23 protein-coding genes are annotated in these 21282 nt (G+C 69.6%); 2 read left to right on the plus strand and 21 right to left on the minus strand.

Annotated elements, in window-relative coordinates; all coding sequences use genetic code 11:
* Positions 1 to 2 precede the first annotated feature (2 nt).
* Genes bioD through bioB form a run of 6 tightly spaced genes read right to left on the minus strand, consistent with a single transcriptional unit; the run spans position 3 to position 6150 of the window.
* Complete coding sequence (gene bioD / locus C8D93_RS08405; protein ID WP_110264811.1) at positions 3 to 662, minus strand: dethiobiotin synthase; 660 nt, start codon at positions 660 to 662, stop codon at positions 3 to 5.
* Positions 659 to 1879 carry an 8-amino-7-oxononanoate synthase gene (bioF, locus tag C8D93_RS08410; protein ID WP_110264812.1) on the minus strand — a complete coding sequence of 407 codons (1221 nt, stop codon included), beginning with the start codon at positions 1877 to 1879 and terminating at the stop codon, positions 659 to 661. The genes bioD and bioF overlap by 4 nt, the downstream gene beginning before the upstream one ends.
* A gap of 22 nt (positions 1880 to 1901) precedes the next feature.
* Complete coding sequence (locus tag C8D93_RS08415) at positions 1902 to 2738, minus strand: M48 family metallopeptidase (RefSeq protein WP_110264707.1); 837 nt, start codon at positions 2736 to 2738, stop codon at positions 1902 to 1904.
* Entirely contained in the window at positions 2735 to 3232 is a 498-nt protein-coding gene (locus C8D93_RS08420) for a hypothetical protein (RefSeq protein ID WP_146216551.1), read from the minus strand. Before C8D93_RS08420 ends, C8D93_RS08415 begins: the two co-directional genes overlap by 4 nt.
* Entirely contained in the window at positions 3229 to 5073 is a 1845-nt protein-coding gene (locus C8D93_RS08425; protein WP_211307264.1) for a CHASE2 domain-containing protein, read from the minus strand. The genes C8D93_RS08420 and C8D93_RS08425 overlap by 4 nt, the downstream gene beginning before the upstream one ends.
* Before the next feature lie 12 nt (positions 5074 to 5085).
* Positions 5086 to 6150 carry a biotin synthase BioB gene (gene bioB / locus C8D93_RS08430; protein WP_110264709.1) on the minus strand — a complete coding sequence of 355 codons (1065 nt, stop codon included), beginning with the start codon at positions 6148 to 6150 and terminating at the stop codon, positions 5086 to 5088.
* Positions 6151 to 6313: 163 nt separating this feature from the next.
* On the opposite strand from bioB, the gene C8D93_RS08435 reads away from it, so the two are divergent.
* Complete coding sequence (locus tag C8D93_RS08435; RefSeq protein WP_110264710.1) at positions 6314 to 6994, plus strand: ComF family protein; 681 nt, start codon at positions 6314 to 6316, stop codon at positions 6992 to 6994.
* A 14-nt stretch (positions 6995 to 7008) separates the two neighbouring features.
* On the opposite strand, the gene C8D93_RS08440 is transcribed toward C8D93_RS08435, so the two are convergent.
* The 3 genes from C8D93_RS08440 to C8D93_RS08450 are packed head-to-tail and all read right to left on the minus strand — an operon-like array spanning position 7009 to position 8435.
* On the minus strand, positions 7009 to 7692 hold the full coding sequence (locus C8D93_RS08440; RefSeq protein WP_110264711.1) for a helix-turn-helix transcriptional regulator: 684 nt from the start codon (positions 7690 to 7692) through the stop codon (positions 7009 to 7011).
* A 43-nt stretch (positions 7693 to 7735) separates the two neighbouring features.
* Complete coding sequence (locus C8D93_RS08445) at positions 7736 to 8053, minus strand: ABM domain-containing protein (RefSeq protein WP_110264712.1); 318 nt, start codon at positions 8051 to 8053, stop codon at positions 7736 to 7738.
* Positions 8054 to 8060: 7 nt separating this feature from the next.
* Positions 8061 to 8435 (minus strand): VOC family protein, encoded by a 375-nt coding sequence (locus C8D93_RS08450; protein ID WP_110264713.1) that lies wholly within the window; start codon positions 8433 to 8435, stop codon positions 8061 to 8063.
* Positions 8436 to 8590: 155 nt separating this feature from the next.
* Between C8D93_RS08450 and C8D93_RS08455 the strand changes: the two genes are divergently transcribed.
* Positions 8591 to 9826: a DUF819 family protein gene (locus C8D93_RS08455; protein ID WP_110264714.1), complete on the plus strand. Its 1236-nt coding sequence runs from the start codon at positions 8591 to 8593 to the stop codon at positions 9824 to 9826.
* Between the two features lie 3 nt (positions 9827 to 9829).
* Here C8D93_RS08455 and C8D93_RS08460 read toward each other — a convergent pair whose 3' ends face one another.
* The 12 genes from C8D93_RS08460 to C8D93_RS08510 all read right to left on the minus strand — a co-directional run bounded on the left by C8D93_RS08460 (position 9830) and on the right by C8D93_RS08510 (position 21210).
* Positions 9830 to 10663: an alpha/beta hydrolase gene (locus C8D93_RS08460; RefSeq protein WP_146216552.1), complete on the minus strand. Its 834-nt coding sequence runs from the start codon at positions 10661 to 10663 to the stop codon at positions 9830 to 9832.
* Positions 10664 to 10692: 29 nt separating this feature from the next.
* Positions 10693 to 11598 (minus strand): 4-hydroxybenzoate octaprenyltransferase, encoded by a 906-nt coding sequence (gene ubiA, locus C8D93_RS08465; protein ID WP_110264716.1) that lies wholly within the window; start codon positions 11596 to 11598, stop codon positions 10693 to 10695.
* A 50-nt stretch (positions 11599 to 11648) separates the two neighbouring features.
* Positions 11649 to 13664, minus strand: coding sequence for a Calx-beta domain-containing protein (locus C8D93_RS08470; protein ID WP_146216553.1), 2016 nt, complete (start codon positions 13662 to 13664; stop codon positions 11649 to 11651).
* Positions 13665 to 13763: 99 nt separating this feature from the next.
* On the minus strand, positions 13764 to 14294 hold the full coding sequence (locus C8D93_RS08475; RefSeq protein ID WP_110264718.1) for a hypothetical protein: 531 nt from the start codon (positions 14292 to 14294) through the stop codon (positions 13764 to 13766).
* 186 nt (positions 14295 to 14480) lie between these two features.
* Complete coding sequence (locus C8D93_RS08480) at positions 14481 to 14843, minus strand: hypothetical protein (protein ID WP_110264719.1); 363 nt, start codon at positions 14841 to 14843, stop codon at positions 14481 to 14483.
* Positions 14840 to 15850, minus strand: coding sequence for an amidohydrolase family protein (locus C8D93_RS08485; protein WP_170123963.1), 1011 nt, complete (start codon positions 15848 to 15850; stop codon positions 14840 to 14842). Before C8D93_RS08485 ends, C8D93_RS08480 begins: the two co-directional genes overlap by 4 nt.
* 81 nt (positions 15851 to 15931) lie before the next feature.
* Positions 15932 to 16651 carry a ZIP family metal transporter gene (locus tag C8D93_RS08490; RefSeq protein WP_110264721.1) on the minus strand — a complete coding sequence of 240 codons (720 nt, stop codon included), beginning with the start codon at positions 16649 to 16651 and terminating at the stop codon, positions 15932 to 15934.
* A 362-nt stretch (positions 16652 to 17013) separates the two neighbouring features.
* Positions 17014 to 17778 (minus strand): hypothetical protein, encoded by a 765-nt coding sequence (locus C8D93_RS20375; RefSeq protein ID WP_146216554.1) that lies wholly within the window; start codon positions 17776 to 17778, stop codon positions 17014 to 17016.
* Positions 17779 to 17976: 198 nt separating this feature from the next.
* Positions 17977 to 18285, minus strand: a complete 309-nt coding sequence (locus C8D93_RS08495; RefSeq protein ID WP_110264722.1) for a DUF2442 domain-containing protein — start codon at positions 18283 to 18285, stop codon at positions 17977 to 17979.
* Positions 18260 to 18502 carry a DUF4160 domain-containing protein gene (locus tag C8D93_RS08500; protein ID WP_110264814.1) on the minus strand — a complete coding sequence of 81 codons (243 nt, stop codon included), beginning with the start codon at positions 18500 to 18502 and terminating at the stop codon, positions 18260 to 18262. The genes C8D93_RS08495 and C8D93_RS08500 overlap by 26 nt, the downstream gene beginning before the upstream one ends.
* A 130-nt stretch (positions 18503 to 18632) precedes the next feature.
* Positions 18633 to 20741, minus strand: coding sequence for an ATP-dependent DNA helicase RecG (recG, locus tag C8D93_RS08505; RefSeq protein ID WP_110264723.1), 2109 nt, complete (start codon positions 20739 to 20741; stop codon positions 18633 to 18635).
* Between the two features lie 76 nt (positions 20742 to 20817).
* A complete protein-coding gene (locus C8D93_RS08510; protein ID WP_110264724.1) occupies positions 20818 to 21210 on the minus strand; it encodes a deaminase RidA in 393 nt (130 codons plus the stop codon).
* Positions 21211 to 21282: the final 72 nt, after the last annotated feature.

The raw sequence follows: 21282 nt of genomic DNA on the forward strand, positions 1-21282 counted from the left end.
GTTCAGCCGGGCAGGGTCAGCGCCGCGGCCGCGGCATCGGGATCGAGACCCGTCGGCAGCACGCCCAGCAGCGGCGCCGGGATCTGCGTGACCAGTGTGTCGAGGCTCTCGCGCCAGCGCGGCATCTCGGGCGGCACGCGGTTGGCGATCCAGCCCGCCAGCCGCGTGCGCCGCAGGATGGATTCCGCGCTCAGCAGCGCATGGTTGATGCAGCCCAGCCGCATCGCCACGACCAGCACCACCGGCCAGCCCTGCGCCGCCACCCAGTCGTCGAAACCGAGCGTGTCGTTCAGCGGCACGCGCCAGCCGCCGGCGCCCTCGACCAGCACCAGTTCGTGCGCCGCGGCGAGCGCATCATGGCCGGCACTCATCGCCGCCGGGTCGAGCACGATGCCGGCCTCCCGCGCCGCGACGTGCGGCGCGATGGCCGGTTCGAGCGCCAGCGGGTTGACCTGCGCATAGCTCAGCCCGGGTGCCGATTCGGCCAGCAGGGCCAGGCCATCCTCGTTGCGCAGACCGTCGGGCGTGCGCTCGCAGCCCGACGCCACCGGCTTGTAGCCGCAGGCGCGCAAACCCTGATGGCGCGCGCGCCGCAGCAGCGCGCAGCTCGCATGCGTCTTGCCGACACCGGTGTCGGTGCCGGTGATGAAGTACGTGCTCACGCTTTGGCCGTCGCCGGCGAGGCGGCGGACATGCGCGCGTCGTGCCACGCGCCGGCGAGCGTTTCGACTAGGCCGTCGATCTGCGCGCGCGTGTGCGCGGCGGTCAGGGTGATGCGCAGCCGCGCGGTGCCGCGCGGCACCGTCGGCGGGCGGATCGCGGCAATCCAGTAGCCGCGCTCGAACAGCGCGCGCGAGATCGCCAGCGTTCGCGCCTCCGCGCCGATCACCAGCGGCTGGATCGCGGTCTGCGAAGCCATCAGCGGCACGCCGAGCGCGGCGCAGGCCTCGCGGAAGTAGGCGATGTGCGCGCGCAGCGTCTCGCGCAGCGCCACACCCTCCGCACCGGCAACGATGCGCAGCGCGGTACGCGCCGCGGCGGCGATCGCCGGCGGCGGCGCGGTCGAGAACACCCAGCTGCGCGCGCGCTGCACCAGGAACTCGACCAACGTGTCCGAGCCGGCGACGAAAGCACCGGCGCAGCCCAGCGACTTGCCGAGCGTGGCCACGTGAATGTCAGGCTGCACCTGCAGCAGCTCGCAGGCCCCCTGCCCGCGCGCACCGAGCACGCCCAGGCCGTGGGCATCGTCGACCATCAGCGCCGCACCGCGCTCGCCGCACAGGCGCGACAGCTCCGGCAGCGGCGCCAGGTCGCCGTCCATCGAGAACACACTGTCGGTGACCAGCAGGCGCAGCGCGTCCGGGTGCTCGTCCTGCGCGACGCGCAGCGCGGCGTCGAAGCCGCGCACGTCGCCGTGCCCCACGCGCAGGTAGCGCGCGCCGGACAGCCGCCCACCATCGATCAGCGAGGCATGGTTGAGTTCGTCGGCGACCAGCACGTCGTGCTTGCCGAGCAGGCCCCGCAGCACGCCCAGGTTCGCCGCCCAGCCGGTGGAGAACAGCAGCGCCCGCGGACGGCCGACGAACGCGGCCAGCTCATCTTCCAGTGCGCGATGCTCGCGGTTGTGGCCGGAGATCAGCGCCGACGCGCCGCTGCCGGTACCGTCACGAGCCAGTGCGGCGCGTGCGGCCTCGGCCACGCGCGGATCGGTCGCCAGCCCCAGATAGTCGTTGCTGCAGAAGTTCAGGCAGGCACGGCCGTCGACGCGCATCTGTACGCCGTGGCCGCCGTCGACGACGCGCCGCACGCGGTACAGGTCGGCCGCGCGCAGCCGCTCGAGCTGGGGCCGCAATCGCGTGTCGAGGCGATCCGTTTCCATGGGCTGCACCGGCGGCATCGGCTCAGGGCCCCCGCAGCGCAAGGAAGCGCGCTTCGGCCTGCGACAGCGTACCGAGACCGTCGAGCTGCGTGCCCATCGACTTGTCCAGGGCATCGAGGCGTGCGTCCGGGCGCGGATGCGTGGCGAACATCAGCGCCAGCGTCGAGTCCTGTGCGTCCATCGCCTGCAGCGTCTGCAGCACCGACGGCAGGCCGAACGGGTCGTAGCCGGCCCGCGCGGCCAGCACGACGCCGATGCGGTCGGCCGCGTATTCGTCGCCCTTGTCGAGGCCGCGGGTCAGCACCTCGCGCACACCGCCGAGCAGACGTTCGTTGACCGTCTCGTCGCCGCGCCCTTTCAGCGCGAACTCCGACAGCAGGTCGGCGCCCAGGCTCAGGCCCTGGGCCTTGCGGATCGCGTTCAGGTGATGCCGCGCGACCACGTGACCGATCTCATGTGCGAGTACGCCGGCCAGCTCGGCCTCGTTGCGCAGCCGCAGCAGCAGGCCACGCGTCACGAAGATGTAGCCGCCGGGCGTCGCGAAGGCATTCACGTTGGGCGAGTCGAGCACGCCGAATCGCCACGCCAGATCCGGGCGCTCGCTCTGCAGGGCGACCCAGAGGCCGACACGGTTGACGTACTGCTGCAGCGCCTCGTCGCGAACCAGCGGCGCGGCGCCGAGCAGGGTCGCCGCCCACTGCCGGCCGATCTCGCGTTCCTCGTCGACGCTCTTGGTCGTGACCACGTCGACCGCCTTCTTCGCGGCACCGAACAGCTTGCCGACGTCGAGCTGCGCCAGCGCCGGACCGGCGATCAGTACCAGGCCCAGCAGGGCCCACCGCAAACCGGCGCGGCTCATCGTTTCAGCTCCTTGACGGTCTGCGCCACCAGCACCGGCGCCTGCGCCGCGAACGCGCGGGCGTCGTCCTGCGTCGAAGCGTGGAGGTCCAACGCATCGACAGCCGCGAGGTCCGGCTCGACCGTGGCGATCTGTTCCTGGTCGAGACCGCGCACGCCGGTTGCGACCGCGGTACCGCTCGATCCCGACAGGGCCACGTTCACCGCCTTGCCGACGCCGCTGTCGCCGCGTGCGCGCGCGCCGCCGTCGAGGCGCACGGCGAGCAACCGCAGCCAGCCGCTGTGCTCGCCGGCGCTCACCTGCATCCATGCCCCTTGGCGCGCCAGCACGGTCAGTGCCGTCTGCTCGGGCAGCTCGACCAGTGTCGTCGCGTCGATGAACGGCGCGTCCATCAGCGCCACGGCGCGAATGGTGATTCCCGATTCCTGCGTTGCCGCTGCGCCGGCCCACAGCGCCAGCCCGGCGGCGATCCACATCCTTCCGATTGCCCTCATGCGTCCTGCTCCGGTTCGAACAACTCCACCGCCTGTTGGCGGCCCTTGACGGTATACGAACCGCGGGACCGGAACCGGGCGCCGTTCGCACATCCGGCCACGGTGTCGGCGGAGACCAGAATCCGCCCCAGCCCCTTGGTCATGCCCTCGATGCGGCTGGCGAGATTCACCGTGTCGCCGATGGCCGTGTACTCCAGCTTCTGCTCGGCGCCGATGAAGCCGACGACCGCCGGCCCGGAATGGATGCCGATGCCGATGTCGAAACCGTCCGCCAGCTCGCCCAGCTCGGTCGCGTACTCGGCCTTGAACGCCGCGAGCGTCCGTTGCATCTCCAGGGCACAGGCCACGGCCCGCTGCGCGTGGCGGGCGTCGGCGATCGGCGCGCCCCAGAACGCCATGATGCAATCGCCGATGAACTTGTCGAGCGTGCCGCCGTGGCGGAACACCACCGCCACCTGCAGGCTGAAGTAGCGGTTGAGCAGGTCGACGACCTGCTGCGGCGTGCGCTGCTCCGACAGCGTCGTGAAGCCGCGGATGTCCGAGAACAGCACGCTGATCTCGTGCGCACGCCCGGACAGCGACTCGACGGTCTCGCCGCGCGCGACCAGGCGGTCGACGACCTCGGGATTGAGGAAGCGCGCGAACAGCCGCACCGCCTGTTCGCGCGCGCGCTTCTCGCGCAGGTAGGCCAGCAGCGCGCCGCCGACATAACCGGCCCAGGCGGCCAGCACCGGCAGCATCACCGGGACGCGCCAGCCGGCGCCGACCGCGGCATGCGCACCGAGCAGCAGCACCAGCGTCGCCAGTGCGAGCCCGACGCCGATCACGCCGGCATGGCGGTGCCACAGGAAAGCCAGCCACAGCGATCCGAGCAGCAGCGCCGCCGCGGCGGCGGGCCACCACGCCGGCGCCGGCCGCATCGCGTCGCCGTTCTTCAGGTTGTCCAGTGCGGTCGCGAGGATGTCCACGCCCGGATACAGCGAACCCAGCGGCGTGACGCGCAGATCGCGCAGCCCCGACGCCGCCGTGCCGACGATGACGATGCGGTCGCGGAACTCGTCGGGCGGACGCTGGCGCTGGCGGCGCTGGAAATCGATGTACAGGTCCGCGAACGAGACGCGCGAATAGCTGCGGGCCGCACTGCCGCGCCAGTCGAGCAGCAGCGTGTCGCCGTCCGGAACCTCGTAGCCGAGATCGCGTGCGACCCGGGCGGGCAGCGACGGCAACCGCCAGCCGTCGATGTCGACGTACAGCGGATAGCGCCGGCCGACGCCGTCCACATCCTCGACGAAGTTGATCACCCCGGTCCGCCACAGCCCGGCCGGTACCGCGGCCGGCGGCAGCAGCATTGCGCGCGCGGCGGGATCGGCCCCTGCGCTGCGGTCGGCACCGAGCAGCGGCCCGAACTCGGCCAGCGCCAGGCCGCGCGCGTCGTCGGCCGGGTCGAGCCGCAGCATCGGCAGGTAGACGCGATCCTGCCCTTCGAGCACGGCGACGAAGGCGGCGTCGGATTCCGGGCGGAAACGGTCGGCCTCGGCGAACAGGATGTCGAACAGGATTGCCCGCGGTTGCTGCGCGAGCAGGCCCAGCACCAGCTCGGCATACACGGCGCGCGGCCACGGCCAGTTGCCGGCCTCGTCCTGCAGGCGCGCGAGACTGGCCTCGTCGATGTCGACGACGACGATGTCGGGATCGGGGGTGCGCGATGCGGCGTGACGCTGCACCGAGGCGTCGATCAGGCGCTGGTCCGGATCGTGAAGCAGCCGCGGTCCGGCCAGCTCGACCACGACCAGGGCGAGCAGTGCGCCGAACAGCAGATGCAGCGACGCGGCGCCGCGCATCCGGGGATGGGCTTACGCCGCCCTTGCGCCGTGCGGGCCGTCGCTGGCCGCCTGCGCAGCCGACGCGCAGCCGGCGACCTCGCCGTGCGCGTCGGCCTCCGCCACCTCGCCCGCCTGCGGCTCGATGCCGAGCCGCGCCATCAGCGCGCGGTCCTTGAGATTCTGCGGGTTCTCGGTCGTCAGCAGACGGTCGCCGTAGAAGATGGAGTTGGCACCGGCGAAGAAGCACAGCGCCTGCATCTCGTCGGACATCTCGGTGCGCCCCGCCGACAGCCGCACATGCGACTTCGGCATCAGGATGCGCGCAACCGCGATCGTGCGCACGAATTCGATGGGGTTGAGTTCCTCGGCGCCCTTGAGCGGCGTGCCTTCGACCTGCACCAGATTGTTGATCGGGACCGATTCCGGGTGCGGCTGCATGATCGCGAGCTGGCGCAGCAGCTCGGCGCGGTCCTTGTCCTGCTCGCCCATGCCGACGATGCCGCCGCAGCAGACCTTGATGCCGGCGTCGCGCACGTTGGCGAGGGTGTTCAGCCGGTCTTCGTAGGTACGCGTGGTGATGATGCTGCCGTAGAACTCCGGCGAGGTGTCGATGTTGTGGTTGTAGTAGTCCAGCCCGGCATCGGCAAGGCGCCCGGCCTGCTCGGGTTTGAGCATGCCCAGCGTCACGCAGGTCTCCATGCCCAGCGCCTTGACCTCGCGCACCATGGCCTCGACCTTGTTCAGATCGCGGTCCTTGGGCGAGCGCCAGGCCGCGCCCATGCAGAAGCGCGTCGCGCCGTTGGCCTTGGCTTCGCGCGCCGCCTCGAGCACCGCTTCGACCTCCATCAGCGCCTCGCGCGGCAGGCCGGTGTCGTTGCGCACCGACTGCGGGCAGTAGGCGCAGTCCTCCGGGCACGCGCCGGTCTTGATCGACAACAGCGTCGACAGCTGCACGCGGTTCGGATCAAAGTAGGTCCGATGCAGACTGTGCGCACGGAACAGCAGATCGTTGAACGGCAGGCGGAACAGCGCCTCGACGTCCTCGCGGCGCCAGTCGTGGCGCACATGCGGATGATCATTGGCAGCTACGGACATCGTGGTTTCCCCGACCGGCTCGCCCGCCCCGCGGCCAAGGCAAGCCGTGATGATTTGTTGAACTTAAAAGCGAAATACAGCATGTCGGCTCACCGCCGGAAGCGCGCGAGCCGCGGCAGTGTTCCGCCGGCAACCGTGAGTTGTCAACCGGAAGACCGGCCTCATGGTTGACGGATTCATCGAGCGCCTGCTGCCGCAACGCTGCCGGATCTGCGACGACGCCACCGGCGGCCCGCTGCTGTGCGACGCCTGCACGCTCGAGCTGCCGTGGAACGATGCCGCCTGCGTGCGCTGCGCGCTGCCGATGGCCGCGCCCGGCACCTGCCCCGACTGCCTGCGTCGCGCCCCGCGCTTCGACACAGCCTGGGCCGCATTCCGCCTGCAGCCGCCGATCCAGCACGGCGTGCACGCGCTCAAGTACCACGCGGACTTCGCCCAGGCGCGCCTGCTCGGCGAGCTGATGACACGACGCCTGCGCGCTCGCGCCGCAGCGCTGCCGGAGCGGCTGATTCCGGTGCCGCTGCACCCGCTGCGGCTGATGCGGCGCGGCTACAACCAGGCCGTCGAGATCGCGCGCGTGATCGCGCGCGAGTGCGCCATCACCCTCGACCTCGACGGCGCGCGGCGCACCCGCCCGACAGAGGACCAGATCGGCCAGTCGCGCGCGGCCCGTCGTCGCAACATGCGCGGCGCCTTCGCCGTGCGCGCCGACCTCGCCGGCCAGCACGTCGCGCTCGTCGACGACGTCATGACCACCGGCGCCACCTTCGACGAGCTCGCGCGCGCCTGCCGCGCCGCGGGCGCGGAGCGCGTCGAGGTCTGGGCTGCGGCGCGTACGCCGTAGACGTCGCCACCCGATCAGGTCTCGGCGTCGACCGCACGCAGGTAGTCGGCGAGGCTGGTGCCCGGGGCTTCCTCGAAGCGCTCGCCCGTCGCGCGCATCGTGCCGATGCGGTCGACACGGAAGTTGCGGAACCCGCCGCGCATCTCGCACCAGGCGCCGAGCGTCCATACCGCGCCCCAGTACGCGAGACACAGCGGCCGTACGCGACGCGTGGAGGTCTGCGCATCCTCGCGGCGATAGTCCAGCTCCAGCACCTCGTGCGCCTCGATCGCCGCGTGCAGCCGGTCGAGCATCTGCCCCACCGGCGCATGACGCGGCACCGGCGGCGCATACAGGCGCGAACGCTCGCCGCTGGCACGCAGCGACTCCGGCAGCACCGCCTCGATCTTGGTCAGCGCCTGCCGCGCGTTGCGTGCGAGCCGGCTGCCGGTCCAGGCCTCGACCAGCCGCGCGCCGACGACCAGCGCCTCAAGTTCGTCGCGCGTGAACATCAGCGGCGGTACGTCGGCGCCACGGCGCAGCATGTAGCCGACGCCGGCCTCGCCCTCGACCGGAATGCCGGAGAGCTGCAGGTCGCGCACGTCGCGGTAGACCGTGCGCTCGGACACCTCCAGCAGCTCGGCGAGGCGGCGTGCCGTGACGACACGCCGCCCGCGCAAGGCCTGGATCAGCAAGAACAGACGGTCGGCGCGGCGCATGGGCGCTCGGGAGCATGCGGCGCGGCGCCCGGTGCATCAAGCTTCACGCGTAGACGGCGACCGGCTCGAACAGCACGACACCGCCCGCCGCGTCCGACGGTTCCAGCAGCACGAAATAGGCCTGGCAAGCCGCGCTGGTGCCGACCGCCGCCATCGCCGTTTCCGCCGCCTCGCGACTGTCCCAGCGCACCAGGTCGACCCATTGCCCGTCTGCGCTCCGGAGCAGTTCGCGCGTACGGAATCCCGCCTGCCGTGCGACGAACTGCTCCTGCAGGGCGGCCGACGACGCCAGCAGCTGCGCCTCCGACACCCCGGAGCGCACGCGAAACGGCGCCCACTCGATGTAGTCACGCGTCGTCATGGCGCCATCACTCCGGCGAATAGAAGCCGACGCGGTTGCCTTCGCTGTCGACGAACTGCGCGAAGAAGCCCATGCCCTCCGGCAGCGGTGTCTTGCCGAGCAGCACCTGCCCGCCTGCCGGCTTGACCCGCTCCAGCGGTGCCGACAGGTCCTGCTTCAGGTTGAGATAGACCGTCGCGCCCTCTTCCGACGGCCGGTAGCCCGGCCCCTGCGCGAGGCAGCCGCCGCCGAGCTTCGGGTCATGCGGGAAGATCGCCATCTGCACCGGCCCCATCGTTTCCTGCTGCAGCGTCACGCCCAGCACCGACTCGTAGAAGCGCGTCGCGCGCTTCAGGTCCGGCGCCGGAATCTCGAACCAGTTCGCCACATTGCCTGCCAGCATCTTTCGTCTCCGATCGTTCGTGCATCGATGCACGACGCGCAGGCTAAGGACCGGCTCCTGACAGCGTCCTGTCAGCAGGGTGCAGGGAGTTTCCCGGCTTGCCGACGCCGGCGCGATGCCGGAGGCTTGCGCCTTTCATCCCTGCGAGTGAAGCCTTGAGCCAGACGCCCCTGATCACCAACGACGCCGTCGCCCTCGGCCTGCTGTGCGTGCTGCTCGGTCTGGTGTTCTGGACGTCCGGCAGCGCGCATCCGTTCTGGCGCCGGTTCTATACCTACGTGCCGGCGCTGCTGCTGTGCTACTTCCTGCCGGCGCTGTTCAACTCCTTCGGTGTCATCGACGGCGAGCACTCGCAGCTCTACCCGGTGGCCTCGCGCTACCTGCTGCCGGCGACGTTGGTGCTGCTGACGCTGTCGATCGATCTCAAGGCGATCCTGCGCCTGGGGCCCAAGGCGCTGATCATGTTCCTCACCGGCACCGTCGGCGTGATGCTCGGCGGCCCGTTGGCGCTGCTGATCTGGGGCACGCTCAGCCCGGAGACGGTGAGCGGCGAGGTCTGGCGCGGCATGACGACGGTCGCCGGAAGCTGGATCGGCGGCGGCGCCAACCAGGCGGCGATGAAGGAGATCTTCGCCGTCGACAACAACCTGTTCGGCATGATGGTGGCTGTCGACGTCATCGTCGCCAACATCTGGATGGCGGTGCTGCTGTACATGGCCGGCCGTGCCGACAAGCTCGATGCCAAGCGCGGCGCCGATACCACCGCGCTGGCCGACCTGCGCACGCGCATGGAGCGCTTCGTCAGCGAGCACGCGCGCATCCCGACGCTGCGCGACTTCATGTTCATGCTCGCGATCGGCTTCGGCCTCACCGGCGTCGCGCACGCACTGGCCACACCGCTGGCGGCCTTCTTCGACGAACAGGGCGCGTGGGCGCAACGCCTGAGCCTGTCGAGCACGTTCTTCTGGATCGTCGTGCTGGCGACGACCTTCGGGCTGATCCTGTCGTTCACCCGCGCGCGCGAACTCGAAGGCCCCGGCGCGTCCAAGGTCGGCAGCGCGATGCTCTACGTGCTGGTGGCCAGCATCGGCATGCACATGGACCTGCGCTCCATCTTCACCAACCCCGGCCTGTTCGGCGTCGGCCTGACCTGGATCGCCTTCCACGCCGGCCTGCTGCTGATCGTCGCCCGTGCGATCAAGGCGCCGACCTTCTATCTCGCCGTCGGCAGCCAGGCCAACATCGGCGGCGCGGCCAGTGCGCCGGTGGTCGCCAGCGCTTTCCATCCGTCCCTCGCGCCGGTCGGCGTGCTGCTCGCCGTGCTCGGTTATGCGCTCGGCACCTACGGCGCCTGGCTCTGCGGGCAGATGCTGCGCATGGCCGGGTCGTAGCGATCAGTCGCGCAGGTAACGGTCCAGAAAGTCGATCGCGCGATCGCGCGCCTCGCCGGGAAGGAAGAAGCCGACGATGTGGCCGCGCATTGGCAGCCAGTGCAGCTCGTTCGGCACACCGGCATCGTCGAGCGCGGCCTGCAGGCGTCGCGCATGCTCGGTGGCGACGATCCAGTCCCAGCGCGCGTGGTAGATGAAGGTCGGCGGCGCGTCCGCCGTCACCTGGTGTAGCGGCGAAGCCGCGCGATAGGCGTCGGGCATGTCGTCGAAGGGGCCGCCCATCAGCGCCTCCACCAACGGACTGGTGGACGCATAAAGCAGGTCCGCGGGATTGCCGCCGGACACCACCACACGCACGCGCGGGGCGTCGGTGACCAGCGCCGCGAGCGAAGCCAAGTGCGCGCCGGCCGAGTAGCCCCAGATGCCGAGCCTCCCGGCATCGATGTCCAGCGCATCGGCCTCGCGCGCCAGCCAGCGCAGCGCCAGCTGCACGTCCTCGAGCTGCGCCGGAAAGCGCCAGTCCGGCACCAGCCGGTACTGCACGCTGAACGAGGCGTAACCGCGCGCCGCCAGCGCCTCTGCGAAACCGCGCATGTGCCCCGGTTTGCCGCTCTTCCAGCTCCCGCCATGCACCAGCACGACGAGCGGACAGCGGCTGCATCCGTCGGGTCGCACCAGGTCGCCGGCGAGCGGCTGCGGCCAGTCGGGTGGCGAGAAGACCAGGCCCTCGTCGACGCGCATCGCCGCCGAAGCACCGCAGCCCGTCAGCCCCATGCCCAGGCACAGATACAGGGCTAGGGTCACGATCGGCTGGATCAGCGTGCGCAGCATGGACATCGGCGACTTCCGGGCAGGGATGCCGGCCACTACGCCACGACGCCGAGTGCGGATGCAAGCCACGGCCCGGCGTGATCCAGCGCCAGCCCGGCGAAGATCGCGAACCCGAAGCGGTTGTTGTCGAGAAACGCCGCGAAGCAGGCGGCCGGATCGCGGCTGCGCGTGCGCTGCCACTGCCGCAGCGCGAGCACCGCCGCCACCAGCAGGCCACCGAAGAACAGCGGGCCACGCCCGTCGGCGATCCCCAGTCCGCCCAGCAACAGCAGGCACAGCGCCTGCAGCACGGCGATGAGCAGACGATCGCGCGTGCCGAACAGGATCGCCGAGGACTTCACGCCGATCTTCAGGTCGTCCGCGCGGTCGGCCATCGCGTAGTAGGTGTCGTAGGCCACGACCCAGCACAGGTTCGCCGCCATCAGCACCAGCACCTCGCCCCAGGCGATCTCGTGGCGCACCGCCGCGTAGGCCATGGGAATGCCCCAGGAGAACGCCACGCCGAGTACCGCCTGCGGCATGCTGATCCAGCGCTTGGTGAACGGGTACAGCGCGGCGAGTACCGCCGCAGGCACCGACAGCGCCAGCGCCAGCGTGTTCTTCAGCGACGTGAGCAGGCCGAAGGCCACCAGCGACACCACCACGAACAGCCGCACCGCCTCGGCCGGCGTCACCCGGCCCGCCGCCACCGGCCGCTGCTGTGTGCGCGCGACATGCGGGTCGAACTCGCGGTCGGCAAAGTCGTTGATCGCGCAGCCGGCCGAACGCATCAGCACGGTGCCGAGCACGAACACGGCAAGCACGTGCAGATCCGGAACACCGTCGGCCGCGAACCATAGCGCCCACAGCGTCGGCCACAGCAGCAGCCAGATGCCGATGGGCCGGTCCAGCCGCATCAGCAGGGCGTAGTCGCGCAGCTTGTCGAGCGTCGGGGCGTTCATTGCGCGCCGAAGATTAGCGGCACTTGCGCTGCCGCGCTCGCATAGCCGGGTCAGCGAGACGTTCGCCGCACCACGAACAGCCGACGGCGCCCGCAGACAGCCGCGAGGAGCAACCACAACAGCGTGGCCGGCATCGCCCCGCCGCCACCGCCGCGGCTTTCGTCGTCCGCGATCGTCACGGTCGTTCGGTCCGGCGCCACGACCGCGCCGCCGCCATCGGCGCCGGTGAGCACGACATCGAAGGTTTCGTCCGCTTCCTCGATCGCGTCGTCGACGAGGCTCACCGGAAAGCTTGCGCGCGACGTACCTTCCCGGAACACGAACGTGCCTCCGCCGCCGAAATCGGTTCCGGCCGTAGCGGTCCCCGCCTCGGCCGCAAAGCTCACGGTGAGGTCGCCGACGCAGCCATCGTCGCGCCGCACCTCGATCAGCACCTCTGCATCCGGCTCGGGCGCGATACGCGCCGTGGCGACGACGCTCACCGTGCCCGGTGCACCTACCCATGTGTTGTCTGCCAGCGTGTCGTTGCCACCCACCGAATCGAACTGCTGGCTGGTCACCGACGCACGCGCCTCGGCGTCGAGGCACAGCGTATCCGGCCGCAGCAGCCGTAAGACCAGGCTGCGCTCATCGCCGGCGGGCAGCGAAGCGGCCGGCACACAACGCAGTGTCGCCGTCCCGCTGCACTGCCAGCCATCCGTCTCCACGTCGATGAGGCTGTGTCCCGCGGGCAGCGTAATCTGAGCCAGCACACCATCGGCTTGGCCGATGCCCGGGCCGGCAGGCATCCGCGTGTTCGTCACGGTCACCTCATAGCGGCCCTCGCTCGACCCGGGAGCCCCCGACGCGCCGTCGTCGATCGCGATTGCCAGATCGACATCGGCGGGCCCCGTCATCCGGCGGACGAAGGCATTGCGATCGGCCTCGTCCGTGCGCGTCGTCAGTTGCCACGCGATCACGGCATCGCCATCCGCATCCAGCGCGACATCGGGCCCCTCGACACTGGCGCCGTCCACCGCGGCGACGACGACGCCCGGCGCGGTCGCAGCGCCTGAGGCGTCAAAGCTCTGGGCAAACAACTCCGTGAAGCTCTTCGCAGCCCAGACGATGACCGCATCGCCGTCCGCATCGACATCCACAGAGACGCCGTCTACCGTGCCGGCGAAAACCTCCGTCTCGCCCTCCAGCGGCGCTCCTGTGGCGTCGTATCGCCGGCGCAGCACCCGGTCGGCCGCCTCGCCAACCCACGTCACGATGAATGCACCGGTGCCGTCCACCGCCAGGTCTGCGGCACGAACGCCAGCGGCAACGTTGACCTGGCTAACCGGCCCCGGCGGTCCGTTCAACGGCAGCCGCCTCCAGAACAGGTCATCAGCGAACACCCAGACGATCACGGCGTCGCCACTGTCGTCGATGCCGATGCGCACGCGCGGCACCTCGCCGGTGCTTCCGATACTCACTACCGGCGCCGGCGCCGCGACCGTGGCCCCGTCGCTGTCGAGGCGGATCGCTCGCACCTCGACGAGGCCTTCGTCCGGCCCTTCGCTCCAGACGATGATCGCCCTGCCATCGGGCGCCACCGCCACTTCCGGCCCGAGCGAGGCGCGGATGCCGAGCTCGATGCTCGTCGCCGGCCCGAGTGCGGCGCCGACAGGGGAGTAGCGGCGAAAGAGCAGCCGCGACCCCGGCTCAGTGGCAGAGGTCTGCGACATCCAGACCGCCGTGCTCACACCGGCACCGTCGATGCCGACCACGGTGTCCGAGTAGGACGTATCGGGAACACCGAAATACAGATTTTGCTGCGCGCCGCGCGCAGTGCCGTCCGCCCGGTAGAAGCGGACCCGGCCCTGCGCCGCCGGCGGATTCCCCGTGCGGGCCAGCTCGAGCCAGCCAACGACGGTATCGCCCGTGGCCGACACGGCCACCCGCGGCCGCAGCACGTCGAAGTCGGTGGCCGCATTCACCTGCTGCGCCTCGCCGCGGAACTCGCCGCGCTCGAGCGCCGCGCCTTCTGCCGTCCATACCAACGCCGCCACCAACACGCTGCTCATCCGCAATGCCAGCATGAGAACCCCTCCCTGATGTGCCGGCGGCACTGACGCCGCCGATATTCCGCGCCCCATGAGTCACACCGTCCGGATCAGCCCGCCCGACCCCACCGGTTGCTAGCGTCCGCCCAGGCAACCGTTGATGCCGAGTGGCAGGTCGAAGCACGGGTCATCGGCGTCGCCGGGGCTATCGTTGTCACCGTTGCCCTGGACGGTCGGGTTGCTGTCTTCGACGGCGTCGCCCACCGCGTAGACCACCAGGGCCAGCGCCGCGCCGAGGCCGAGCGCAATCATGCCGATGCGCGTGCCCCAGTTGCCGGAGCTGTCCTCCGACTGCGACGAGTCGGCGCCCAGCGACAGCCCAATGAGCCGCAGATCCTTCGCCGTGCCATCGAGTCTGAGTTCGAAGACAGCGGGCTTGTCGACCGCCATGGCCAGCTCGTCCGCACCCGCCGTCGCCCACAGGCGCTGCCAGCCCCGATCGTTCGGGAACAGGCCAAGACTCAGCGACGGCGTAGCCTGGTTCGCCCCGGCGCCGAAGGTCCAAGCGAGGCGCGCCCCCGGCTCGACCCATTGCGTCTCGCCAGCCAGTGCCGGCCACGCCACGACGCAGGCGAGTGCGCCTGCCGCAATCGATGAACGCTTCATGATCCCCCCTTTGGCGCTGGCGCCGGTTTCTTGTCTGCGTCCCCGTTGCTGCCGACACGGGCCGCACGAGCGATGCTAGCCACGCGCAAGACGGCGCGCCATCGCGATCGGCGGGGGAACTGAGTGCTGGATCGCAGTGCGGAGCGCGTCGTCCGCGTGGCCTGCCGTGCCGGGCTTCCGGCGTGCTCAGGCAGGCAGGCGCGACTGGAACGACACCTGCAGGCCACCCGGCGCCTTGAGCATGTAGATGCGCTCGCCGTGCGCGTCCATCGGCCCTTCCGGCGACAGGCCGTTGGCACGTGCATGCGCCGCAAACGCATCGGCGTCGTCGACGACCACCTGCAGCATCGTGCCCTCCGGCATCTGCGGGCCGGCCGGCCACAGCTCGATCCAGCTCTCGCCGGCCGGGAACACCGCGCCGGCGAACGGCTCGGCGGCGATGCCGAAGGCGCTCAGGTCCTTGCGCGACAGACCCAGCGCATCGAAGAACGTCGCCTGTGCGGCGGCCTCGCCGCTCACCGTGCACCAGCGGATGCCCAGAACCTTCATCGCGCACCTCCCGTTGGCGTGTCGTTGCGAGGCGCCGGCGCGCCGCCATGATGCGCGGCGATCTGTGCCTCGCTCAACCGCAGGAAGCGCGCGGCGTTGTGGTAGAGGATGTCGCGCTTCTGTTCCGCGGTGAGGAACGGCGCCTGCTCGATCGTCTCGATGGCGATGGGCAGCGTGTCCGGCCAGATCATCTGGTCGGAACCGAACAGGATGCGCTGGGCAAAGCCGGCATCCACGAGCTGCCGGAGCTGACGGTAGAAGTGCGCGCGCGGAAAGCCCCAGTTGTTCTGCGCCACGTCCACGTAGAGCTGCGGATGCGCGTACAGCAGCGCGATCATCTCTTCCACCAGCGGCGAGCCGTAGTGCATCACGTAGACACGCAGCTTCGGATGGCGCCGCAGCAGCGGGTCGATGTCGAGCGGCCGTCCCGCGGCCGGGCTGTAGCGGCTGCCCGGCATCACGTGCGTGCCGCCCGGCGGCCCTTCGCCCAGATGCAGCCCCACGGGGACGTCCAGCCGCTCGGCCAGCGCGAAGTACGGCGCCAGCCGCTCCGCCGTCGCCAGTTCGCCGTCGTACTGCGGGCTCACCTCCGCAAACAGCCGGATGCGCCCCTGCCGCACCTGCGCCTCCAGCGCATCGAGCGGCGGCAGATTGGCGTCGGAGAAATCCAGCGCCACCCAGTAGCGCCCGGGCGCGTGCGCCTCCCAGGCCTGCGCGTGGGCCAGGCTCGCGTCCAGCCCCTCGTCGCGCGTCACGTCGAGCACGCCGTAGACGTTGTGGCGCACCATCAGCTCGCCGGTGCGCCGGGCGTTCTGCTGGCCGCCCTGCACCGACATCAGCGGTCGCGCGCAGACGGCTGTCTTCTGCACCGTGATCGTCTCGCGCGGGTCCACCGGGGGAAAGCTCACCGCGTCCCGGTTGGTGCAGACCGTCTGCGGGCCGCCATAGCTCTGCGGGTCGCTCGCATGCAGGTGCATGTCGATCACCGGCAGCGGCTGCGCCTGCACTGCGACCGCCGCGACGGCCAGCGCCGGGCCCGCGAACCTCTGCCTGCGCCGGCTTCCCCTGACCTCGCTCCGCGCCATCGCTCAGCCTCCGTGCACCAGCAGATGTCCGACCAGCCCCGCCAGGAACCCGGCCACCGCACCCAGCGGAGGCGCCCAGTGATTCTTCAGCCGCACCTGCGGCGCGATGTCCTGGAAGATCAGGTACAGGATGCCGCCGGCCGCGAACAGCATGATCCCCGACACGATCGCCGGCTGCGAGGACAGCAGGAAGTGCCCCGCGATGCCGAACACCGGCCCCAGCAGCGCCATGAGCGTGAACGCGCCGATCAGCTTCGCCGATCCATAGTGCGTGGCACGCGACAGTTCGCGATAGGCGTTGAAGCCCTCCGGCACGTTCTGCAACGCGATGATCGCCGCCAGCACGATGCCGGCCGAGCGTGAGGTCACGAAGGTCGCGCCCAGCGCCAGCGCCTCCGGCACGAAGTCCGCCAGCATCGCCACCAGCTGCCCCATCGGCGTGCCGTTGCGCGCCAGTGCGCGGTCCAGCGCCATGAACGCCAGCGCCCCGGCCGCGAAGCAGACCGAGACCGTGACGGTCGACAATCCCCGCACACCCTCCGGCACCAGCACCAGCGCCACCGCGGCCAGCAATGCGCCACCGCCAAAGGCGATGACCCCGTGACGGAACTCGCTCTCCAACCAGCGCGGCCGGATGCGCTCCGCGCTCGCCAGTGCCGCACCCGCCGGCATCGCCAGCCCGGCCAGCAAGGTAATCAGGCCGATTTGCAGCCAGTCGCTCATGCGTGACGTACCCCAAGAGCTGTCGCTTCAGCGCTTCCCCGCGTCCTACGCGACGGTGCGACGGTGCGACGGTGCGACGGAGTAAGCTGCAGGCAGGCGCTCAACGTAGAGTGTAGAAAAAGTCCGAACATCTCCGTCGACCTCGTAAAAAGGCCAGAAGACGCTCGCGACAGTTCGCTCAAGGCGCGCTCAACATTCTGAGCGGCATCCAAGGCGGCTGTCGTGCCCATGCTTTCGATTGTCGTCACGGTAGCGGACCTTTTCTACAGCCTCAACGCCTGAGTTCAGCTGCGTTTGAGGCGACGCCGCTTTTGGCGGCAGCAAAAAGAGGTGGCGGGTCAAACGTCAGCTGCAACGATTTGTTATGTGTTGCCTGCACTATTGCGTCCGATGGCTCTTTTAGTGAAAGCTTCAAGGCTGTCACCTTCCGTTTCGAATTCATCCGGCCATAGCCGCAAATTACCAAAGGCGTTGTGGAAATCATCCCACGTTAGGGATGCGGATTCGAACGGCTCACGGTTTCTCGCATAGTCGAACAAACGCGCAACCAAAGCCTGGAGCTCTCCCAATCGGTACATGTACACGAGAAGGTTCGGCCTATCCGGATTGAACCTATGGGATAGACGGCCGCCATTCATGTAGTCCTGAAGCCTTGAGTCGTGCACTTGGAGCTTTGCAAGAATCTTCGCTAGGTAATCACCTACGGCTGGATCAGCATGACGTATGCAGTTCCCAAACACCTCTCTGTACTGGCCCGGCAGAGTGGGAATTACAAAATTCGGCCTTTCTCCGGGAGCCGAGTTCCAACCCAACCTGAATACTGCCGACGATTCCTCAAAGTAGGTAACTAATTCGCTGAGCGCGTGAGGGAGAAATGCCTTGGCAACTGCAAACTCACGCAGGCGCTGACGATCGGCATTGAATCTAGCGATATAGAAAGCTGTGACACTGGAGGCTAGCGCAAGCATGCCGACATTGAGGCCCTGCCACCGATCCCACACGCTTTGGACATATTCCCAACTTCCGCGGCCTTCAACGAACGGCGCAACGAACATGAAGGCTACGTAAACGGCCGCCACAATAGCCAAAGGCACGCGGACAGAACGGGCAATCAACTCGGAGTTCATCACAGGTGCCGGAATTGAACGGGATTAAGACACATAACGCCCAATTGAGGAACCAGACCGGTTCCATAACTCAGCTATAGGTTCGATAACTTGCCCCCGAAGGCTGTAAGCGGCTGAGTCGCCTGGTTGCAGTTCAATCGGCTCCGCGATAGGGCGCTCGAAAGGGGCAGCCACCCAGCGGACAGATCAGGGATGAGGTTATGCGGAGGGAATCGATCCGCGACCCGCCGGCTTAATTCTCAGATTGGGCACCGCTTCGAACGACGGCTTGCCGGCGAGCAGCCCGCGGATGCTGATGTCTTCGTCAAGCATCGGCCAGTGGATGCCCTGACCGTCCCCGAGAAGTTCGAACTTGGCGCGATCTTCCGGTCGCGCATTGGCCAGCCGCGGAAACCAAGTCAGCGGGACGGAGAGTGTGCGCCCGTCCGTCAGCGCCACGACAAGCTCATCGTCCGTGCAATGAACATGTTCCGCGTGAGGATCATCTTGCAGCGCCAAAGAACTCATTCCAAGCCTCCACCAGCAGTGCCGCGTTCTCCTGCACGACTCTGGACAGCCTCGTCAGCTCTCGTGCAGAAAACCCCGTGCTTGAAGCCAGCGCAACGGGCCTGAGCCAGAATTTAGCCAAAGCGCGCTCCCGTTGCACATGAATGTGGGGCGGCTCGTCGTTCTCGTTCGAGTAGAAGAACAGCCGGTAGGGTCCGATGCGGAGAACGACTGGCATGCTGGGCTGCCTCCCGTAAGCCCTCGACGACGCGCCAAGCCGAGGCAGGACGTCGAGCAGATACCCCCAACGCCGCACCTCGTCCAGGCCGCATTGAACCTGCATCGGCACCACGGCGCCGCGAACTTCCTCACACCATCGCGTACCGCTCCGGATCACCGACCCATCGGGCGATGAGCAGGCGGGCGAGCGGCGGGTGTTCGGCCAGCAGGCGGTCGGCCAGCGGTTGCAGCGGCGGCACGAGAGGGGCGTCGCGCACCGGGTCGGCGAGCTTCATGCCGATGTCGCCGGTCTGGCGGCGGCCGAGCAGTTCGCCGGGGCCGCGCAGTTCGAGGTCGCGCTGGGCGATGGCGAAGCCGTCGGTGGTGGCGCGTAGGGTTTCGAGGCGGGCGCGGGCCATGTCGCTCAGCGGCGGCTGGTACAGCAGTACGCACTGGCTCTCGCGTGCGCCGCGACCGACGCGACCGCGAAGCTGGTGGAGCTGTGACAGGCCGAGGCGTTCGGCGTTGTCGATGACCATGATGCTGGCGTTGGGCACATCCACGCCCACTTCGATGACAGTGGTGGCGACGAGCAGTTGCGTGGTGCCGTCCTTGAAGGCGCGCATCTGCACTTCCTTCTGGTCCGGCTTCATGCGGCCGTGGACCAGCCCCACCTGCAGTTGCGGCAGTTCCTCGCGCAGCCGTGCGGCGGTGGCCTCGGCGGCTTCGGCATCGAGTTCTTCGGATTCCTCGATCAGCGTGCAGACCCAGTAGGCCTGCCGGCCTTCGGCGCAGGCGCTGCCGATGCGCGCGACGATCTCGGCGCGCTTGGCGGCGGAGAGCGCGACGGTGGTCACCGGTGTGCGACCGGGCGGCAGTTCGTCGATGACGGAGACGTCCAGGTCCGCGTACAGCGTCTGCGCCAGCGTGCGCGGGATGGGCGTGGCGGACATGATGAGCTGGTGCGGCGCGAGCTTGCCGCCCTTTTCGCGCAGGGCGATGCGCTGCTGCACGCCGAAGCGGTGCTGCTCGTCGACGACGGTGAGCGCGAGGCGCGCGTAGTCCACGCCGTCCTGCAGCAGCGCATGGGTGCCGACGGCGATGGCCGGCTCGGGCGCGGCGAGCCGTTCGAGCACGCGGGAGCGCTCGGCCTTCTTCACGCGGTTGGACAGGAACAGCGGCGCGATGCCCAGCGGCTCGAACCATGCGCTCAGCGTGCGCAGGTGCTGTTCGGCGAGCAGTTCGGTGGGCGCGACGAGCACGGCCTGCAGGCCGTCGCGACAGGCCGCGAGCAGCGCGGCGGCGGCGATGACGGTCTTGCCGCTGCCGACGTCGCCCTGCACCAGCCGCAGCATCGGCCGGCTCGCCGACAGGTCCTTGGCCACCTCGTCGAGCACGCGGCGCTGCGCGCCGGTGGGCGCGAACGGCAGCACGCCGAGCAGGGCGGATACCGCATCGGCCGGCTTGCGGATGGCCGGCGCCGGCCGCGCCTTGAGCCGGCCGCGCAGCAGGCGCATGCCGAGCTGGTGCGCGAGCAGTTCCTCGTGGATCAGACGCGTCTGCGCCGGATGGCTGCGCTCGATCAGCGCCTCGGCGTCGGCATCGCTCTTCGGATGGTGGATGGCGCGCAGCGCGTCGAGCGTGGCGGGGCCGTCGAGGCCGGGGAGTGTCGTCGCCAGCGCCGCGTCGGCCGCCGCGAGGTCCAGCGCCAGCGCGATCAGGCCGCGCAGGCGCTGCTGGGTGATGCCGGTGGTCAGCGGGTAGATCGGCGCGAGGTACGGGTCCGGCTGCAGCGCCTCGGCCTCGTCGGCCACGCGGTACTGCGGATGCACCATCTCCGGCCCGGCGGTGCCGGTGCGCACGCTGCCGTAGGCCTGCAGCCAGCGGCCGACGGCCAGGCTTTCGCGCTGCGCGGGATTGAAATGGAAGAAACGCAGCAGCAGGCCGCCGGTGCCGTCATCGATCACCACGCGCAGCGTGCGCCGCCCGGCAAAGCGCACGTCGGCGGCGACGATACGGCCGCGCACCAGGGCGTCGGTGTCCGGCCGCAACCGCGCGCAGGGCGTGTGCTTGCGGCGGTCCTCGTAGCGCGTGGGCAGGTGGAACAGCAGGTCGCGCACGCAGCGCAGGTCCAGCGTGCGCAGGCGCTGGGCGACGGCGGGACCGGCGCCCTTGAGGTAGGTGATTTCCGAGTCGAGATTCAGCGGCGACCGTGCCGCCTTGCCGTTCCCGAGCTTCGACCGTGCAGAACGGAACACGCCGGCTGCGCCGTCGCCCCCCTCTCCCCGACCCTCTCCCCCCGCAGACGGGTGGCGAGGGGATTTTCGCTTTGGGTCAGTCAAGCACGAGGATGCCGTCGGCCTCGACGCGCGCGCCGCGCGGCAGGCTGGCGACGCCAATCGCGGCGCGCGCCGGATACGGCGCCTCGAAGTAGTTGGACATGATCTCGTTGACCTTGGTGAAGTGCGCGAGATCGGTGAGGAAGACGTTGAGCTTGACGATGCCGGCCAGCGAACCGCCGGCGGCCTCGCAGACGGCCTTGAGGTTGCGGAAGACCTGGTGAATCTCGTCCTCGATGGTCGCGTTGACCAGACTCATGGTCTTCGGGTCGAGCGGAATCTGGCCGGAGAGATACACGGTCTCCTTCGCGCTGCTGCAGGCGACGGCCTGCGAGTAGGTGCCGATGGCGGCGGGCGCGGCGTCGGTCTGGATGATGCGGCGGGTCATTTGCTTGTGGCCTCTCTATGGCAATCCGTCATTCCCGCGCATGCGGGAATCCAGGCGGCGCTAAGCGCCGTT

This window comes from Sinimarinibacterium flocculans, assembly GCF_003201205.1.
Lineage (GTDB): Bacteria > Pseudomonadota > Gammaproteobacteria > Nevskiales > Nevskiaceae > Solimonas > Solimonas flocculans.

Bases quoted from the DNA above. Each gene is read 5' to 3' on its own strand.
- C8D93_RS08420 (WP_146216551.1), bottom strand. From the start codon at position 3,232: ATGAGGGCAATCGGAAGGATGTGGATCGCCGCCGGGCTGGCGCTGTGG.
- C8D93_RS08470 (WP_146216553.1), bottom strand. From the start codon at position 13,664: ATGCTGGCATTGCGGATGAGCAGCGTGTTGGTGGCGGCGTTGGTATGG.
- C8D93_RS08500 (WP_110264814.1), bottom strand. From the start codon at position 18,502: ATGCCAGTCGTTCTCCGCATCGGACCCTACCGGCTGTTCTTCTACTCG.
- C8D93_RS08510 (WP_110264724.1), bottom strand. From the start codon at position 21,210: ATGACCCGCCGCATCATCCAGACCGACGCCGCGCCCGCCGCCATCGGC.
- bioB (WP_110264709.1), bottom strand. From the start codon at position 6,150: ATGTCCGTAGCTGCCAATGATCATCCGCATGTGCGCCACGACTGGCGC.
- C8D93_RS08450 (WP_110264713.1), bottom strand. From the start codon at position 8,435: ATGCTGGCAGGCAATGTGGCGAACTGGTTCGAGATTCCGGCGCCGGAC.
- C8D93_RS08495 (WP_110264722.1), bottom strand. From the start codon at position 18,285: ATGAGTTCTTTGGCGCTGCAAGATGATCCTCACGCGGAACATGTTCAT.
- C8D93_RS08425 (WP_211307264.1), bottom strand. From the start codon at position 5,073: ATGCGCGGCGCCGCGTCGCTGCATCTGCTGTTCGGCGCACTGCTCGCC.
- C8D93_RS08445 (WP_110264712.1), bottom strand. From the start codon at position 8,053: ATGACGACGCGTGACTACATCGAGTGGGCGCCGTTTCGCGTGCGCTCC.
- C8D93_RS08415 (WP_110264707.1), bottom strand. From the start codon at position 2,738: ATGAGCCGCGCCGGTTTGCGGTGGGCCCTGCTGGGCCTGGTACTGATC.
- C8D93_RS08460 (WP_146216552.1), bottom strand. From the start codon at position 10,663: ATGTCCATGCTGCGCACGCTGATCCAGCCGATCGTGACCCTAGCCCTG.
- C8D93_RS08475 (WP_110264718.1), bottom strand. From the start codon at position 14,294: ATGAAGCGTTCATCGATTGCGGCAGGCGCACTCGCCTGCGTCGTGGCG.
- ubiA (WP_110264716.1), bottom strand. From the start codon at position 11,598: ATGAACGCCCCGACGCTCGACAAGCTGCGCGACTACGCCCTGCTGATG.
- C8D93_RS08435 (WP_110264710.1), top strand. From the start codon at position 6,314: ATGGTTGACGGATTCATCGAGCGCCTGCTGCCGCAACGCTGCCGGATC.
- bioF (WP_110264812.1), bottom strand. From the start codon at position 1,879: ATGGAAACGGATCGCCTCGACACGCGATTGCGGCCCCAGCTCGAGCGG.
- C8D93_RS08440 (WP_110264711.1), bottom strand. From the start codon at position 7,692: ATGCGCCGCGCCGACCGTCTGTTCTTGCTGATCCAGGCCTTGCGCGGG.
- C8D93_RS08490 (WP_110264721.1), bottom strand. From the start codon at position 16,651: ATGAGCGACTGGCTGCAAATCGGCCTGATTACCTTGCTGGCCGGGCTG.
- C8D93_RS20375 (WP_146216554.1), bottom strand. From the start codon at position 17,778: ATGAACTCCGAGTTGATTGCCCGTTCTGTCCGCGTGCCTTTGGCTATT.
- C8D93_RS08480 (WP_110264719.1), bottom strand. From the start codon at position 14,843: ATGAAGGTTCTGGGCATCCGCTGGTGCACGGTGAGCGGCGAGGCCGCC.